General features: G+C 45.7%; 15 protein-coding genes and 1 other annotated feature. Of the genes, 8 read left to right on the top strand and 7 right to left on the bottom strand.

The window, feature by feature from the left end:
• Positions 1 to 1,256 precede the first annotated feature (1,256 nt).
• Positions 1,257 to 1,503, top strand: a binding site (T-box leader).
• A 56-nt stretch (positions 1,504 to 1,559) separates the two neighbouring features.
• The 4 genes from FD47_RS09200 to FD47_RS09185 are packed head-to-tail and all read left to right on the top strand — an operon-like array spanning position 1,560 to position 4,974.
• On the top strand, positions 1,560 to 2,330 hold the full coding sequence (locus FD47_RS09200; RefSeq protein ID WP_056980575.1) for an acetoin reductase: 771 nt from the start codon (positions 1,560 to 1,562) through the stop codon (positions 2,328 to 2,330).
• Between the two features lie 24 nt (positions 2,331 to 2,354).
• A complete protein-coding gene (locus FD47_RS09195) occupies positions 2,355 to 3,449 on the top strand; it encodes a methionine ABC transporter ATP-binding protein (protein WP_056980573.1) in 1,095 nt (364 codons plus the stop codon).
• Positions 3,427 to 4,101: a methionine ABC transporter permease gene (locus FD47_RS09190; RefSeq protein WP_054735135.1), complete on the top strand. Its 675-nt coding sequence runs from the start codon at positions 3,427 to 3,429 to the stop codon at positions 4,099 to 4,101. The genes FD47_RS09195 and FD47_RS09190 overlap by 23 nt, the downstream gene beginning before the upstream one ends.
• A 12-nt stretch (positions 4,102 to 4,113) precedes the next feature.
• On the top strand, positions 4,114 to 4,974 hold the full coding sequence (locus tag FD47_RS09185; RefSeq protein ID WP_054735134.1) for a MetQ/NlpA family ABC transporter substrate-binding protein: 861 nt from the start codon (positions 4,114 to 4,116) through the stop codon (positions 4,972 to 4,974).
• A 95-nt stretch (positions 4,975 to 5,069) separates the two neighbouring features.
• Here FD47_RS09185 and FD47_RS09180 read toward each other — a convergent pair whose 3' ends face one another.
• Positions 5,070 to 5,582, bottom strand: a complete 513-nt coding sequence (locus tag FD47_RS09180; protein ID WP_054735132.1) for a helix-turn-helix domain-containing protein — start codon at positions 5,580 to 5,582, stop codon at positions 5,070 to 5,072.
• 218 nt (positions 5,583 to 5,800) lie between these two features.
• Here FD47_RS09180 and FD47_RS09175 point away from each other — a divergent pair, with 218 nt between their 5' ends.
• Positions 5,801 to 6,415, top strand: a complete 615-nt coding sequence (locus tag FD47_RS09175) for a helix-turn-helix domain-containing protein (RefSeq protein ID WP_054735131.1) — start codon at positions 5,801 to 5,803, stop codon at positions 6,413 to 6,415.
• A 93-nt stretch (positions 6,416 to 6,508) separates the two neighbouring features.
• On the opposite strand, the gene FD47_RS09170 is transcribed toward FD47_RS09175, so the two are convergent.
• Entirely contained in the window at positions 6,509 to 7,120 is a 612-nt protein-coding gene (locus FD47_RS09170) for a replication protein B (protein WP_054735130.1), read from the bottom strand.
• Between the two features lie 384 nt (positions 7,121 to 7,504).
• Between FD47_RS09170 and FD47_RS09165 the strand changes: the two genes are divergently transcribed.
• Positions 7,505 to 8,968 carry an APC family permease gene (locus FD47_RS09165; RefSeq protein ID WP_008210716.1) on the top strand — a complete coding sequence of 488 codons (1,464 nt, stop codon included), beginning with the start codon at positions 7,505 to 7,507 and terminating at the stop codon, positions 8,966 to 8,968.
• A gap of 66 nt (positions 8,969 to 9,034) precedes the next feature.
• Positions 9,035 to 10,387: an aspartate aminotransferase family protein gene (locus FD47_RS09160; RefSeq protein ID WP_056980570.1), complete on the top strand. Its 1,353-nt coding sequence runs from the start codon at positions 9,035 to 9,037 to the stop codon at positions 10,385 to 10,387.
• 105 nt (positions 10,388 to 10,492) lie between these two features.
• Here the strand turns inward: FD47_RS09160 and FD47_RS09155 are convergent, their stop codons facing one another.
• Both FD47_RS09155 and FD47_RS09150 read right to left on the bottom strand, forming a co-directional pair.
• Complete coding sequence (locus FD47_RS09155; RefSeq protein WP_054735127.1) at positions 10,493 to 11,272, bottom strand: sulfite exporter TauE/SafE family protein; 780 nt, start codon at positions 11,270 to 11,272, stop codon at positions 10,493 to 10,495.
• 262 nt (positions 11,273 to 11,534) lie between these two features.
• Positions 11,535 to 12,737 carry a Bcr/CflA family efflux MFS transporter gene (locus FD47_RS09150; protein WP_054735140.1) on the bottom strand — a complete coding sequence of 401 codons (1,203 nt, stop codon included), beginning with the start codon at positions 12,735 to 12,737 and terminating at the stop codon, positions 11,535 to 11,537.
• A 201-nt stretch (positions 12,738 to 12,938) separates the two neighbouring features.
• Between FD47_RS09150 and FD47_RS09145 the strand changes: the two genes are divergently transcribed.
• Positions 12,939 to 13,421, top strand: coding sequence for a nucleoside 2-deoxyribosyltransferase (locus FD47_RS09145; protein ID WP_054735124.1), 483 nt, complete (start codon positions 12,939 to 12,941; stop codon positions 13,419 to 13,421).
• Between the two features lie 60 nt (positions 13,422 to 13,481).
• Here FD47_RS09145 and FD47_RS09140 read toward each other — a convergent pair whose 3' ends face one another.
• The 3 genes from FD47_RS09140 to murI form a co-directional block, all read right to left on the bottom strand.
• Positions 13,482 to 13,721: a hypothetical protein gene (locus FD47_RS09140; RefSeq protein WP_054735120.1), complete on the bottom strand. Its 240-nt coding sequence runs from the start codon at positions 13,719 to 13,721 to the stop codon at positions 13,482 to 13,484.
• A 52-nt stretch (positions 13,722 to 13,773) separates the two neighbouring features.
• Complete coding sequence (locus FD47_RS09135; protein ID WP_054735117.1) at positions 13,774 to 14,448, bottom strand: B3/B4 domain-containing protein; 675 nt, start codon at positions 14,446 to 14,448, stop codon at positions 13,774 to 13,776.
• Positions 14,449 to 14,548: 100 nt separating this feature from the next.
• Complete coding sequence (gene murI, locus FD47_RS09130) at positions 14,549 to 15,331, bottom strand: glutamate racemase (protein ID WP_054735114.1); 783 nt, start codon at positions 15,329 to 15,331, stop codon at positions 14,549 to 14,551.
• Positions 15,332 to 15,479 lie beyond the last annotated feature (148 nt).

The raw sequence follows: 15,479 nt of genomic DNA, 5'->3' as shown, positions 1-15,479 counted from the left end.
AAAAAGCTTGTTTTAAGACAGACCCTAATTATGTTTACAACAATCAGTCTCGTCATCACGCTATTTTGGTATCCATCAACTAACAACCAATATTTAATAGGCGATAAAAGCTTAATCAGTCCACTTAAGCGGACTTTTTCTAAAATTAGAGGTGTTGGAAAATAAGTATTCTTGGTGATGTCTTCGATTCTAAGCTTGCTGGGATCGTAAATTTATTATCTAATTTTTATGCGAAACCCTTTCATGTTTTCCACAAAATTTTCGGAGGTAATCATAGTGCCAAAAATAACTGAAAAATCAGAAATCATTTTATTGAACAATCATGAAGCCCTAGTTAAAATACGTGGTGGAAATGGTAAGTCGAAGCCTGTTCTTAATTTGTGGAATACGCTAAAAACAATAAGTAAAAGATTTCGGTAGCCAAGATAAAACACTGCGACGGAGCTTGTCCGAGTAACCGTATCTCAAACTAATGCCGTGTGATTGGCAGCGTTACCGTTCTTAATGAACAGCTCCATCACCGGTTAATTCATTCGCCTCGTCTTAAAAAGGGGTTCGAAACAAAGACACGGTTAAATTCCTAAGATTTGAGGTTGTCTTAAAATTCAAGCTTGCCATACCAATCACTTTAGACAATCCTATTAACTGTCAACAGATTTCACATGAAGCCGCTGACACATTGTATCTTTGAAAACTTTCGGCCGAAGCTTTCAATCTCACACCAGCTTGGTTATCGATCTGATCAGGCAGAAGAAGGGAGGTAGATTATTGATAGTGACGAGTCACAATGTTACGTTTAATAATCACTTAAAATTGCGCTCAAATTACCGCGGTTGGTTCCCGTCAAAGTACAAGGATCTCATCTCGCACTATATTCTGTTACTATTTGCGATCTTTGAGATTATCAGGATCATCCAGGCTGGAGAGCTCCTTTCAATTAACATGTTGATTGGTGCTATTGGCCTTGGGCTGATCCTAATAGATGGTTTTATCCGGTATCTACAAATTAAAAGGGGAGATTATCGGGAGGATAAACAATTGTAATTGGTTAACCAGGCTTAACAGACTAAAATTGATGCCACCACTCTTGCAAGTTTACGCGGCAAATTTCAGTTCACATCCTTCAATCAAGCGGAATGCCGATTTGGTGTTCCGCTTTTGCGTATCCATTCACCCAGATTAGAAACCAGTTGACAAATTGCCGTCATCCTGTTATTTTTAATGGTGTTAATCTCATTGGATTTTAATAATGTTATCTAAACAAGTTGAATCGGAAAGTAGTTTCCCCCCATTGTTCAGAGAGTCGGCGCTTGATGCAAGCCGATCTTTGGGTGGAAACGAAAATGGCCGATGATTGGCTGGTGTGATCGGGTTGCCGACAGCACCAGACGAACTGGTCCTCGTTACCGGACACACCATTTCTTACGAGAGATGGTTGGTGAGGCTTTTTTAGGTAACTGATTAAGTAAACTCAGAATGGTATCGCGATGAAGCGCTTCTGTATGGATTGAATACAGGAGTGCTTTTTTAATACCTAAAATTTTAGAGGAGTGGTTATGATGACAAAATTAGCAATTGTAACGGGTGCGGGACAAGGCATTGGCGAAGGGGTCGCCCATCGACTCGCCAAGGACGGCTATGCGATTGCCGTCGCTGACATTAACCAGCGTACCGCCAAAAAGGTTGCCAAAGACTTAAAAGATGCTGGTTACAAGGCCAAAGCTTACTACGTTGACGTCGCCCACCGTGACGAAGTCTTTGACTTAGTAAAAACCGCCGTCAGTGATCTCGGCGAATTGGCCGCCTTCATCAATAACGCCGGGGTAGCCTTCATCGACACGTTTGTCGATTCCCATCCCAACGACGTTGAACGCCTATTGGACGTTAACCTGAAGGGCACCTACTGGGGCATCCAAGCAGCCGCTGAACAATTTATCAAGCAAGGTAAAGGTGGCCGCATCGTGAACGCCGCATCCCTTGCCGGCGTGGAAGCTTCCGCCCTGCAAAGTGCCTACTCAGCATCCAAATTTGGCATCCGCGGGTTAACTCAGTCGGCATCTAAAGAACTGGCTAAGTACCAAATCACCGTCAACGCTTACGATCCCGGCATCGTTCGGACCCCGTTACGTGACGGCATCGACAAGCGCACCGCCGAAATTAAGAAGGTCTCCATTAAGGAACAACAGGCCAGCGCCCTCTCAGAAATCTCACTGGGCAGAGAAGCCACCCCGGCAGACGTTGCCGAAGTCGTTTCCTGGTTTGTTTCCAAGCACGCTGGCTACATTACCGGTCAATCCCTGCTGGTTGATGGCGGAATGAGATATCAATAAAAATCTAGTTAAGGAAGTGGCAACATGGCAGAATCGACAAGCCCAATCATTGATCTTCACAACGTGAGCGTCACTTTTCAATCAAATGGGAAGTCGCTGCACGCTGTTGACCAAGTTAATTTACAAATTCAACCCGGCGATATATACGGCATCATTGGCTACTCTGGTGCCGGTAAAAGCACCCTGGTGCGAACCATCAATCTCCTGCAACAACCAACATCTGGAACGGTCACGGTGAGTGGCAAGGATCTTCAAAAGCTGTCCAACCCGCAATTACGAACTGCCCGTAAGAAGATCGGCATGATTTTCCAGCACTTTAACCTTCTGAATTCACGAACTGTCCTCAATAACGTTGAATATCCGCTGTTGAGTCAATCGATTAGTAAGGCCAAGCGCCAAGCTAAAGCCAAAAAATTACTGGAATTGGTCGGCCTCGGTGAATTTGAGAAATCCTATCCCGAACAACTGTCCGGCGGCCAAAAGCAACGGGTCGCAATCGCCCGGGCACTGGCCAACGATCCGGATATCTTGGTCAGCGATGAAGCCACTAGTGCGTTGGACCCCAAGACAACCAACGACATTTTAAAATTACTAAAACAGCTTAACGAGACCCTTGGCCTGACGATTGTTCTTATTACCCATGAAATGCAGGTCATCAAATCCGTTTGTCATCACGTCGCCGTCATGGATCAGGGAAAAATCATTGAGCGCGGTGAAGTTGCCGAGGTCTTTTCTGATCCCAAGCAGCCGCTCACCCAAAACTTCGTTGATTCATCGGCAAACGTGACTGAAGCGCTGGACCAAATCAAATCCGACAGCAGTCTTCAAGACCTGTCCGCCAATGAACGGCTTCTCTTCCTGAAGTTTCGCGGCCGGGCAACCAAGCAATCGTTAATTTCTGATTTGACTGAACTTTATAAACTTAAAGCCAATATTTTATTTGGCAATATCGAGCGAATTGGGTCAACATCGATCGGTTACCTGATTATCATTCTGTCGGGTGAAACCAAGCAGCTGGCTGACGGCATCAACTTTTTAAATCAAAACGGCGTGCGGGTTCGACTAATCGCAACCGGTAAGAAAGGGGTCAAGCAAGATGTTAAAACAAATATTTCCTAACGTCATTCATATCTGGCCCCAATTTGTCCAATCCATTTGGGACACCATCTACATGACATTTTGGTCCTCACTGATCGCCGGCTTACTGGGGCTTGGCGTGGGAATTGTCCTCGTCATCACGCAGAGCGGTGGGATTGCCGAAGACCCCTACGTTTACAGTTTGACCGACAAGATTGTCAATTTCCTGCGGTCAATTCCGTTCATTATTTTACTGGCAGTCATGTTTCCAATTACCAACTTTATCGTTGGCACAACTGTTGGAACGACCGCCTCACTGGTGCCCCTGGTTGTCGGGATCTTTCCATTCTATGCGCGCCAGGTTCAAAACGCCCTATTGGAAATCGATCCCCAGGTGATTGAAGCCCCCCGGTCGATGGGTTCGAGCATTCCCGAAATCATTTTCAGAATTTATCTGCGGGAAGGTCTTCCCGATCTCATTCGGGCGTCCATCGTCACGGTCATCAGTCTGATCGGCCTGACCACCATGGCCGGCGCCATTGGTTCCGGAGGTCTGGGCGACATCGCCATTAGTATCGGTTACGCCAGGTTTGAAAATGACGTGACGGTGGCCGCCATGCTGGTCATTTTGATCATGGTCTTTTTAGTCCAAATCATCGGCGACTGGCTCGCTAAAAAAACCGTTCATCTATAAAGGAGAGATTTCATGAAGAAGGCAAAGGGTTTAATCATCACGATTATCAGTATCGTGGTTATCATTGCAATTATATTTGGCATTCACACCTTAACTAACAGCCACGCCCAGTCCAAAAGTGCGACAATTACCGTTGGATCACAAGGTTCCGACTATGATATTTGGAATCACATTGCGACCAGCAAGCAGGCTAAGCAACTGGGCTTAAAGATTAAGGTTAAGCAGATTACTGACGGCGTTCAATTGAACAACGCCACGGCGCAGGGCAGCGTTGACGTCAATGCCTTTCAGTCCTACTCATACCTGGTTGCCTATAATAAGGAACATAAATCCAGTCAATTAGCCGCACTTGGCACCACCTACCTGGAACCGCTGGGCATTTATTCCGATAAATACAAAAAGATCAGCCAAATTCCAAACGGCGCCACCATCGCAATCGCCAATAACCCGGCCAATACGGCTCGCGGCTTACTGCTGCTGCAAAGCGCGGGATTGATCAAACTTAAGAAAAACTTACCAGCATTAGGCAACACCAACGATATCGCGGCCAACCCCAAACATTTGAAATTCAAGGAAATCGATGATACCACTGGTCCGCGGGTCCTTCATAGCCTTGATGCCGTCTTAATTTCTAATACGGTCGCCCTGGAAGGTCACCTTAACGTCTTGAAAGATTCCATCTTCCACGAAAAGATTGACACGAACACCAGAAGCAACATCAACATTTTGGCAACCGCCAAGAAGAACAAAGATAACAAGAACTACAAGAAGCTGGTAAAGTTGTATCACGAACCAGCAATTCAGAAGTACATTAAGGATCAGTATGACGGCACCAAAGTTGAGGTTCAAAAGCCGTTGTCATATCTGAAGTAGTCAAACAAAATAAAGGTGCTTAGAAGTAACACTAACGGTATTTAACCGTTGCTGACACTTCCAAGTACCTTTTAATTTGGTCTAATATAATAAGCTTAATGTGGCATGCCGCCAATAAACCCCTGAATAAAGCCATAAAATTCTGGGATCAGGAGTGTTGCAATCAAGATGGCGCCCCAAACAACGGCCCCTTTCTTAAGAGCTTGGTTGATTAGCCGCCATTTAATGGAAAAGATCAACCCGATAAAACTGATAACGGAAATGAGTGACAATCCAGTCGCAACCGCATCCTCTGAAACGCTCAACAAACTTAGCACAATAAAGACAAAGATTGCCATCCCGAAACCGATGATCAGAATGTCGGCAACCTTACTGGTTTTATGCTCATTCTCTAATTGATTCATTAATACCGCATCTCCTTTAATTAAGTCATCCAATGAAATGTGAAACAGGTTACTAATCGCCATGACGTTGGCAAAGTTGGGTAGTGCCGAACCATTTTCCCACTTTGAAATTGATTGACGAGATATATGTAACGCTTCGGCCAGCTGATTTTGAGATAATCCGTTCAGTTGGCGTTGTCTTTGTAATTGAGTACCAATTCGCATAACTGTTCCTCCTCTTTGCCTTAAAGTATACCGATAATTTGTTGCCACTGGGGAGTACTTCATGGTTGCCCCACTTTTCTATTTGGAATCAATTCGGAAACCAAGCCGCACACTTTTCGCTTGGTTTTCGATGCTACCATTCTTAGACGACCAACCATCCAAATTCGCTTGCCTCCCCTTTCCCTGACTCTTATATTGTTGATGGAGGAAAAGAAAAAATGACTTTTGGAGACAAGATTCGAGAAGCGCGAGAAAGCCACCACCTTACCCAGGCTGAAGTTGCAACTCAGTTACATGTTTCACGAAAAACCGTATCCAGCTGGGAAACCGGCCGTAGCTACCCAGATATCGGAATGCTCGTGAAACTCAGCGATACGTATAAGTTGTCGTTAGATCAGTTATTAAGAAGGGATCCCAATATGATTAACCATTACGAAAACCAGAACACTCTCAGTAAACGCAGTGAACTCATTAGTCACATCAGCTACTATTTAAATATCGTGTTATTGTTCATCACCATTATCAACCGCCTGAAACCCATGCCATTTGGAATCCATTACCTTAGCGTCGTTTGGTTCTTGAACGTCATTATTTTAATGGGATTTGTCGATTATCACAATTTCTTTCAGCGGAAGGCCAATCGAATCCTCTTCATCGCCTGTGCCATCGTCATTACCATCGCCGTGTTATTTTTAAACGCGCCGGTTCTTGCCAAAAATCCAGCATACGCTGCCGGTCAGGCATTTGGTAGTTTGACGATCTCCTTTTTCTACGTGATTAGTTTCCTCTTTATCCTGGCGGATCATTCGATCGCGGGAAATAAGCAACGATGATCATCTTCATTATTGGGATACAAAAACCACAATCGAAAAAATTCGATTGTGGTTTTCGTTACATATAATAGCTACCTATATCATAGAAGGACCTTAACGGCCAAATTGCCACCAGTGTTTCTTCTTACGCGGTGCAGCCTGATAACTGGTTCCATCACTGGAAAGCACCTTGTCAGTCTTATAAGAATCAACAACTGAATTCGTCTGCGGCTTTTTCTCAGCTTCAGATTCTGCATGGTCATCGGTTTTGGTTTCGTGATCGTTTGTTGATTGATCACTAACGGATTCTTCGATTGTTTTAGTTGCCGAATTGCCAAGCCGATTCTGAAGCTGTTTTAACTTATTTTGAACATCTAACTGCAAACGTTGTGATTGATCAAGTAACTGGTGTAATTCACGAATTTGTTTATCCTTTTCTTCAATCTGTTTGCGTTGATCTTCCAGCGTTTCCGCTAATAATGCTGTGGTACTTTTACCATCCTTGGTTCCTGCTTGAGCAGTTGAATCATCTTCAGTCGAGTTTTCGGTACCTGATTCGGAATTCTTGAATTGTTCTTTTAGTGCTTCAACTCCGTCATCCTTAATCAGAATCTTATTACCTTGTTTGATTGTATATGTACTTCGAAACTCGTCGTCCATATGTTTCCGGATTGCAGTTTTGGAAACTGCTAACTGATCAGCAAGCTCTTTGATAGTCAACGACATGATATCGCCCCCTACTAGTTATTTTTTGAACAAATACCCTTCATGATGACACACATATCATTATAGTGATTTAATCATGAATGGGCAAATAAAAATCGCAAACCCACCTGATGAGATTATATCAAATTATCTCGTAAAATTAAATTAGGATTAGATCTTAAATTTGCAACGTAAACTTTTTTGATGTAAACTACACCCAGCGTCGGGCACCAATTATGACTATTTTGCATTAAATTGGTATAATCGTACATAACTAATTATAAAAAGATATTTCAAATAATTCTTTAATTTACGTGCAAAATTTGTTATTCTATAAAAATCGATCTGACGTTTAATTTATCATTTTATCGGCAACTTTACCATATATATTAGGAGTGATTGTTAATGAGTAGTGTGTTCGAAAAGATGTTCCGAAAAGAGGACCCCTTGGTTTATCAGGATAAGGACTCCCATCTTATCCGCAGTTTAACCACCAAAGACTTCCTGGCTCTTGGCGTTGGTACGATTGTTTCAACGTCCATCTTCACGCTGCCAGGCGTTGTTGCTGCCCAACATGCCGGCCCAGCCGTTGCGCTTTCCTTCTTGGCTGCCGCGATTGTTGCCGGGATGGTGGCTTTTGCTTACGCTGAAATGGCCGCCGCAATGCCATTTGCGGGTTCCGCATATTCATGGATCAACGTTGTTTTTGGTGAATTTTGGGGCTGGATTGCCGGCTGGGCATTGCTAGCCGAATACTTCATCGCCGTCGCGTTCGTTGCTTCGGGGCTTTCCGCAAACTTCCAGGGCTTAATTGGGCCACTGGGATTCAAGTTACCGGCATCCCTTTCCACTGCATCGACCGGTTCTAATGGCGGATTGATGGATTTATTTGCGATTATCGTGATCATTTTGGTAACCACGTTGCTGTCACGAGGCGCATCACAAACCGCTCGAGTTGAAAACACCTTGGTTGTTCTTAAAGTGATTGCTATTTTAGTTTTCATCTTCGTTGGTGCTACCGCCATCAAATCAAGTAACTACACCCCGTTTATTCCTAAATATCACCCCAATGCAGACGGATCCGCGTTTGGTGGTTGGCAAGGAATTTACGCCGGGGTTTCCGAAATTTTTCTTGCTTACATTGGCTTTGATTCCATTGCCGCAAACTCCGCGGAAGCTAAGAACCCACAGAAAACCATGCCCCGAGGTATCCTCGGTTCATTGGTTATCGCTGTGATCCTGTTCGTTTCCGTTGCCCTGGTTCTTGTTGGGATGTTCCGTTACTCGGACTACGCAAACAACGCTGAGCCAGTTGGTTGGGCCCTTCGCCAAAGTGGCCACGCAGTGATTGCAACCGTCGTTCAAGCAGTTGCGGTTGTCGGAATGTTCACCGCCCTCATCGGAATGATGCTGGCTGGTTCGCGTCTGCTTTATTCATTCGGTCGTGACGGCCTGTTGCCAAAAGCATTGGGTAAATTAAGCAACAACTTGCCAAACCGGGCTTTGATTGTCTTAACGATCATTGGGATCGCCCTTGGCGCGTTTTTCCCATTCACATTCCTGGCTCAGTTGATTTCAGCCGGAACCCTGATTGCATTTATGTTCGTTTCCATCGGCATTTACGCTTTACGTCCTCGTGAAGGCAAAGACATTCCAATGCCAAGCTTTAGAATGCCACTTTACCCAGTATTGCCCGCCCTCGGTTTTCTTGGGGCCCTTGGGATTTTCTGGGGTCTTGATATCCAAGCAAAAACCTACGCACTGGGTTGGTTCATATTCGGTATGTTGATTTACTTCGGCTACGGAATGAAGCACTCAACTGCTACTCTTGATAAGCAGAAGGAACACAACAACGAGAAATTAGACTAACAATATTGACGACATAGTTTCCATTTATCACAAACTTTTCATATTTAAAGGGGATCGGTGATTTTCATGAGCAATTTAGAGAAGGCATCTCGGCTAATTGACGAAGAAAATAATTACTATGCCCGTTCAGCGCGGATTAACTACTATAACTTGGTAATCGACCACGCTCACGACGCCACACTGGTTGACGTTGATGGCAACAAATATATCGACCTGCTGGCCAGTGCATCGGCAATCAACGTTGGCCACACCAACCAGCGCGTTGTGAAGGCAATTAGTGATCAGGCCCAAAAATTAATTCATTACACGCCGGCCTATTTTCATCACGTGCCTGGAATCGATCTGGCCAAGCGACTGGCAGAAATTGCCCCTGGCGATACGCCAAAAATGGTTAGCTTCGGCAACTCCGGTTCGGACGCCAACGACGCGATCATTAAATTCTCCCGAGCCTACACCGGTCGCCAATACGTCGTTTCCTACATGGGCTCATACCATGGTTCCACCTATGGTTCGCAAACCTTATCGGGAACCAGCTTGAATATGACTCGAAAGATTGGCCCGATGCTGCCAGGCGTGGTTCACGTTCCCTATCCGGATTTGTACCGACGCTACGAAGGCGAAACTGAACACGATGTCGCCGTCAGGTACTTTGACGCTTTTAAAGCACCGTTTGAATCATTTCTGCCAGCTGACGAAACGGCCTGTGTCCTGATTGAAGCCATTCAAGGCGATGGCGGGATCGTTAAAGCCCCTGAAGAATATATGCAGCTGGTTTATAAATTCTGCCATGACCATGGCATCTTGTTTGCGATTGACGAAGTAAATCAGGGGCTTGGCCGGACCGGTAAGATGTGGGGCATTCAGCAGTACAAGGATATCGAACCTGACCTAATGTCAGTTGGAAAATCCCTGGCTTCCGGAATGCCACTGAGTGCCGTTATCGGCAAGAAGGACGTCATGCAGAGTCTCGACGCCCCCGCCCATCTGTTTACCACTTCAGGGAATCCTGTCTGTTCAGCAGCGGCATTGGCAACCCTTGACGTCATCCGTGACGATCACCTGGTAGAGCGTTCAGCAACCGAGGGTGCCTATGCTAAGCAACGCTTCTTGGATATGCAAAAACGCCACCCAATGATTGGTGACGTTCGCATGTGGGGATTAAATGGCGGCATTGAACTGGTGAAGGATCCTCAGACCAAGGAACCCGATAATGACGGTGCCACTAAGGTAATCTACTATGCATTTGCGCACGGGGTCGTCATTATCACTCTACAAGGCAATATCCTTCGTTTTCAGCCACCGTTGGTCATTCCAAGAGAACAACTGGACCAAGCGCTTCAGGTCCTCGACGACGCGTTTACCGCGGTTGAGAACGGTGAGGTTAAGATGCCCAGTGATACTGGGAAGATTGGTTGGTAGGCTAACCCACTATTACAAATTAAGATTGAAACTCAAAACCGGAGTTAGCAGTGAAAATTAACTGTCAACTCCGGTTTTTTAATCCACTCAATTAAGCTTTGATTTCTAGAAATAAGCGGTCACGAACAAATATGCAGCCAGCCCAAACGCAGCCAGCGAAATCAATGCCCGCAGCACATGGATATTCGCGTGCCGGACAATAATCGGCCCGGTATACCCGCCAATTAAAAGCCCCAGACCCAGTGGGATCACCAGCAACCAGTCAATATTGGTTTTGAAAATGAAGATAATCGTCGCGATCAAATTACCAGCGAACGCAATCACATTTTTCATGGCGTTCACCACCACAAAGCGGTCGTCAGTAATCACTGACAAGATAGCAAGGAAGATTACCCCGCCGGCAGCCCCAAAGTAGCCGGTATAAGCCCCGACCAGCACGATTCCGATCCAGCTAATCAGAGTAATCCAGAACCGCTTCGACGAGTTCTGGTGGGCTTCCTTCATCTTGTCAGTCGAAGTGGCCTTCTTCCGACTGGATGCCCAGAGTAAAATCCCAGCAGCCAGGATAAAGAATGGCACAACCTTTTTAAAGGTTGAAGCAGGGGCAATCAACAATAGGAAACTACCACCAATACTACCAATCAGTGATAAAGCTATGTAGAGGGATAACTTTTTCCAGTGGCCTTTCAGCTCCTTCAGCGAAGAAACCGTCGATCCGATTCCGGAAAATATGAGCGCCGTGGTGTTCGTCACATTGGCAAGCACCGGCGGCAACCCCACCGATAGAAGGGCGGGGTATGAAATTAGTGAAGCCATCCCGGCGGTTGATGCGAGCAACCCAGCACCAAAACCGGCGACTATAAGAAACATAAATGTGGATATCATCGGCGTACCCGACCCTCTTTCTATAAAGTGATATCTATAATATACTCCTTTTTTGACGTGATTATGAGAGGTTTTTAATAATTTGTTTCGTCAATTTTCAATCACTTATCCAGAATTGCTTGCAACCACTGCACGAATCATTCAGAAGGCTTGTAGTAGCGCTGGAGAATGCAGCTGACCAATGTTCACCACGATCTCACCAATAAATAGTGACAAATCAAAACGCAAACTTTTGTGATGAAGTTTGCGTTTTGATAATCGGCTATAAAATAATCTGATTTCGTAAAAACTTCAACGTCGCATATAACCCCAGCGCACAGATCACGTTAATCACAATATCAATCACCGCAATAATCAACACCGGCCAGGACGTCGTAAACGACACGACGACCATCCCAAGGCTTCCCATGATCGTGCCACCGGCGCTGTATAGTGAGGAAGCTGACCCGTTGTCATTTTCCTGCTGCTTCAAGATCAGATAAGTTGCCGGCGGCCGACTTGCCGAACTGGCGAGGGTTGCTGGCAGTTCGGTGATCGCAAATAAGTACGGGTTGTCGAGGCCAAACAAGATAATCAGGATCCCGCCAACAATCCCCAGAAAGAAGCAGGCATACAGAATAACCATTCGATCAATGACTTTGGATAATCGAATGTACAACAGCGGTCCCAGTAACATCCCAATCGCGTTAAAGGCAAAGAAGTAGCTGAACATTTGACTGCTGAGTCCAAAGTGCACCTGAAAAATGTATGACGAGGATGAAATGAAGCTGAGCGACACAATTGACACGGCAGAAAAGTTTACCAGCATTGCCGAAAAGCCGGGATCTTTCAGCAAAACGCCCAACCGCCCAAGGGACTGAAGAACGTTAACGGTAACTTTGGACGTATCGTGGGTTTCCTTAAAGATGAGTGACCCCAGGACCACGATTAATCCCAGAATCGCCTGGGTAAAGAAGATTCCCCGCCAAGAAATGAACGTTAATAATAGCGAACCAAAAACCGGCGCCAAGGCTGGGGAAATCACCACCATTGACTGCACGATCGCCAAAGTGGTTTCCTGTTTGCGGCCGACGTACACATCTTTGATAATCGCCGTCGCAATCGTGGTTGCCACGCCACCGCCGATGGCTTGAAGCACCCGAAAAATAATAATTTCAAACGCGGAGTTTGCGATTCCACATAGAATCCCGGCAATCATATACAACGTCAATCCAATTAAGAGAATTGGCCGCCGCCCGTACCGGTCACTGAGAGGACCCCAAACCAGCGTCGCAATACTATAAAATATGAAGAACAGAATTAGTGTCAGGTTCATGGTAAATTCGGAAACGTGAAAGAACGTCGTCATCGTTGGCAGGGCCGGCAAGTACAAATCTGTCGACAGCGGCACAAAGGCGCTTAATAGTGCCAGAAAAATAATAAAACCTACGTTTCCCATGTGTGGTTGAACCCGTTCGTTAGTCATTTGCCCATCCCCTCGTTTCTTAACCGACCGCCATGATGTACCGACTCCAATCGGTTACTAATCACTGTTAATTGTACAACGGAACCCCAATAATTGGTTTCAGAAAGCAATAGCTGAAAATTATCAAGAAAATTACCAATTTCGTTCGGTTTTCGTGTACAATATGGGTAACATAACTCGCTCAGTGAAAGGATGATTTCCATGCCAACCCATCAAAATTCCGTCTATCTCGCATCCCCATTCTTCAGTGATGGCCAGCGTGACCGAATTGCCACGGTCGTGTCACTTCTCAAACAAAACCCGACCATCGACGCGGACCAAATTTTCATTCCTCAAGATCACCAGTTTGAATCCGAACCATTCGGAAGTTTCAAATGGCAGGACGCCGTCTTTGCTTCCGATCTGCGCCAAGTGCACAAGGCCGACGTGGTGGTCGCAATCTTGGACTACCAGTTAGAAGAGGGGCTTACGGAACCAGATTCCGGAACGGTCTTTGAAATCGGTTCGGCGCATGAAGCCAACATTCCGGTCATTATGGTCCAATTTGGCGATAACGGCCAGCTCAACCTCATGCTCGCCCGCAGTTACACCGCCTTCTTTAACGGCAAGGACGATGTTTCGAATTTGAAAGACTACGACTTTAACAATTTAGAAACTCGCTACACGGACAAAAAAGTACTTTAATCAAAAACTGGTTCTGAAACCTGACTTCAACGTCAAATTTCAGAACCAGTTTTCGTTATTTTATAGAAATCCGCCCAATTTAAAGCCGGTTTCCCGTTTCATACGTTTAATCAGTTCATCTGTTTCGGCTTGGCGCTTTTGAATGTAAGCGTTGAGACTATCGGCGTCAATATCTAATGATCCGTTATCCAGAGAACCAGTGGCTTTAATCGTTTGCTTTTCGAGGGCTTCTTTGAGCATATCATCGTTAATGTTCACATGATTCTTTTTGATAAGATGCAGGGCATCCTTGAAGTTCATCCTGACCAACTCCTTATTTTGCCCCATTATAACAGGAATCAATTCGCCCGCGTCACAAAACTGGCGGTTCGTTAATAATTTGCTGAGTCAAGTCCGTGACGTGGTCCAAATACTTCATGACCGTCTGCTTAACCGTTGCCTGAATGGCATTTGCCTGCTGATTGTCGGCACCAAATAAATAGGCCACAATCAATGCATGCTGGGTCTTTTCTGTAATCATCGCCCTGGTTGAATCCGAGGTTGGGCTGCCAAATGGCCCTTGCCGATCCGCTAATACCAACAGGTTTTCAATGTTCACCATGCTTTTGCCAATCCCGGCGTACTGCTGACCAGCTGATCCGATTGTCAATTGAACATCCCCATCGATATGATCGACATCGTAACTGCCAAACGGGAATTTAAACCGCAGTGACAGATAATTATTCAGATCCACCAACGCGTTAATCTGATAGATTCCCTTTCCCTTAGCCACCCGGCGCCACAAACTGTCCGAGGACGGCCGAAAACGAGCGGGATCCTTGCCAGCCTGCTTATAAATCTGTTTGGTTGCCATGATTCGGGGGTCCTGACGAATGGTTTCCAGCGAATCGTTGCTGCTAATCTGGGTATCCAACGGATCGAGTAAGTCCCGCCACATTTCTGGACTGCGCGCCTGGTTGGTGAAGTGAATGTCGGTAACGCCTAAACTGATCCCATCTGGTAAAGTTTGGTCCATGGTCATTTTCATATTGATATGCCTCCGTTATTTTTTAGAATTTGGACTGAAAACTAACGGTTACTTGGCACATCGCATTCATTTAATGGTGAATAAATCATGGTAACGCCTCCTATCTCTGAATCCCGTGATCAAATAAACTCTGGTACAACGCGAGTTCCGCCGGCGTATCCCGACTGCTCATAAATTGAATGGTTTGCTTTTGGTTTTCGGTTCGCAATAACGACTTGGTCCGCAACTTGTATTCTAAATACCGTTCAATCCCATCATATCCAGTGTAAATTTCGATTTGACCGTCCAGCTTCTCAGCAATGATATCCTTCACAAATGGGTAGTGGGTACATCCCAGCACCAGCGCATCAATCGGCTTGTCTAGGTATCGGGCCAAGAGTTGATCCAGCAAGGAACTAATCTGTGGTAAGCCCGCCGTTCCCAGTTCAATTCGATCTGCTAACCCCGGACATGGCAGCGAATAGATCGTTGCCTGATCCTTGAATTTAGCGGCCTGGTTCTGATATTTTGGTCGACTGATCGTCAGTGGCGTCGCCATCACTAAAATGTCCTTCTTCCCGGCATCAACTGCCTGCTTCAGCGCCGGTTCAATTCCTAAAATCGGCATGTCCGGATACCGGCTGATTAGCTGGGGTTTGGCAGCGCTAGTGGCGGTGTTGCAGGCAATCACCAAAGCCTTAATTCCCTGCTTTCTCAACTGATCGATTGCCGTCACCGACAACTGATAAACTTGGTCGGCCGGCCGCTCGCCGTATGGTGCGTTTGCGGAATCACCGTAAAAGATAAAGTTTTCCTTTGGTAAGGATTTGGCAAGGGTACGTAACGTGCTGATGCCCCCCACACCTGAGTCAAAGACGCCAATTGGCGCATTTCGATCTTCCAAATAAAAAGCCTCCTGATAATCAATTTTGAATTATCTGATATAAATCGACTCCTTAATAGTAGCACTTTTTAATTTTTCAGCGAAATCCGTCATCAGTACAAGCGTGGGGGACACAAAGCGGTTAGCTTCCGGCCCATGATTCAGCTAG

It is taken from the genome of Lentilactobacillus parafarraginis DSM 18390 = JCM 14109, assembly GCF_001435895.1.
GTDB lineage: Bacteria > Bacillota > Bacilli > Lactobacillales > Lactobacillaceae > Lentilactobacillus > Lentilactobacillus parafarraginis.
Note: the sequence above shows the minus strand (reverse complement) of the source record. Positions and strands in the feature narration are given on the sequence as shown.

Bases quoted from the DNA above. Each gene is read 5' to 3' on its own strand.
- FD47_RS09180 (WP_054735132.1), bottom strand. From the start codon at position 5,582: ATGCGAATTGGTACTCAATTACAAAGACAACGCCAACTGAACGGATTA.
- FD47_RS09195 (WP_056980573.1), top strand. From the start codon at position 2,355: ATGGCAGAATCGACAAGCCCAATCATTGATCTTCACAACGTGAGCGTC.
- FD47_RS09185 (WP_054735134.1), top strand. From the start codon at position 4,114: ATGAAGAAGGCAAAGGGTTTAATCATCACGATTATCAGTATCGTGGTT.
- FD47_RS09175 (WP_054735131.1), top strand. From the start codon at position 5,801: ATGACTTTTGGAGACAAGATTCGAGAAGCGCGAGAAAGCCACCACCTT.
- FD47_RS09190 (WP_054735135.1), top strand. From the start codon at position 3,427: ATGTTAAAACAAATATTTCCTAACGTCATTCATATCTGGCCCCAATTT.
- FD47_RS09145 (WP_054735124.1), top strand. From the start codon at position 12,939: ATGCCAACCCATCAAAATTCCGTCTATCTCGCATCCCCATTCTTCAGT.
- FD47_RS09200 (WP_056980575.1), top strand. From the start codon at position 1,560: ATGACAAAATTAGCAATTGTAACGGGTGCGGGACAAGGCATTGGCGAA.
- FD47_RS09170 (WP_054735130.1), bottom strand. From the start codon at position 7,120: ATGTCGTTGACTATCAAAGAGCTTGCTGATCAGTTAGCAGTTTCCAAA.
- FD47_RS09140 (WP_054735120.1), bottom strand. From the start codon at position 13,721: ATGAACTTCAAGGATGCCCTGCATCTTATCAAAAAGAATCATGTGAAC.
- FD47_RS09135 (WP_054735117.1), bottom strand. From the start codon at position 14,448: ATGAAAATGACCATGGACCAAACTTTACCAGATGGGATCAGTTTAGGC.
- FD47_RS09165 (WP_008210716.1), top strand. From the start codon at position 7,505: ATGAGTAGTGTGTTCGAAAAGATGTTCCGAAAAGAGGACCCCTTGGTT.
- FD47_RS09150 (WP_054735140.1), bottom strand. From the start codon at position 12,737: ATGACTAACGAACGGGTTCAACCACACATGGGAAACGTAGGTTTTATT.
- FD47_RS09155 (WP_054735127.1), bottom strand. From the start codon at position 11,272: ATGATATCCACATTTATGTTTCTTATAGTCGCCGGTTTTGGTGCTGGG.
- FD47_RS09160 (WP_056980570.1), top strand. From the start codon at position 9,035: ATGAGCAATTTAGAGAAGGCATCTCGGCTAATTGACGAAGAAAATAAT.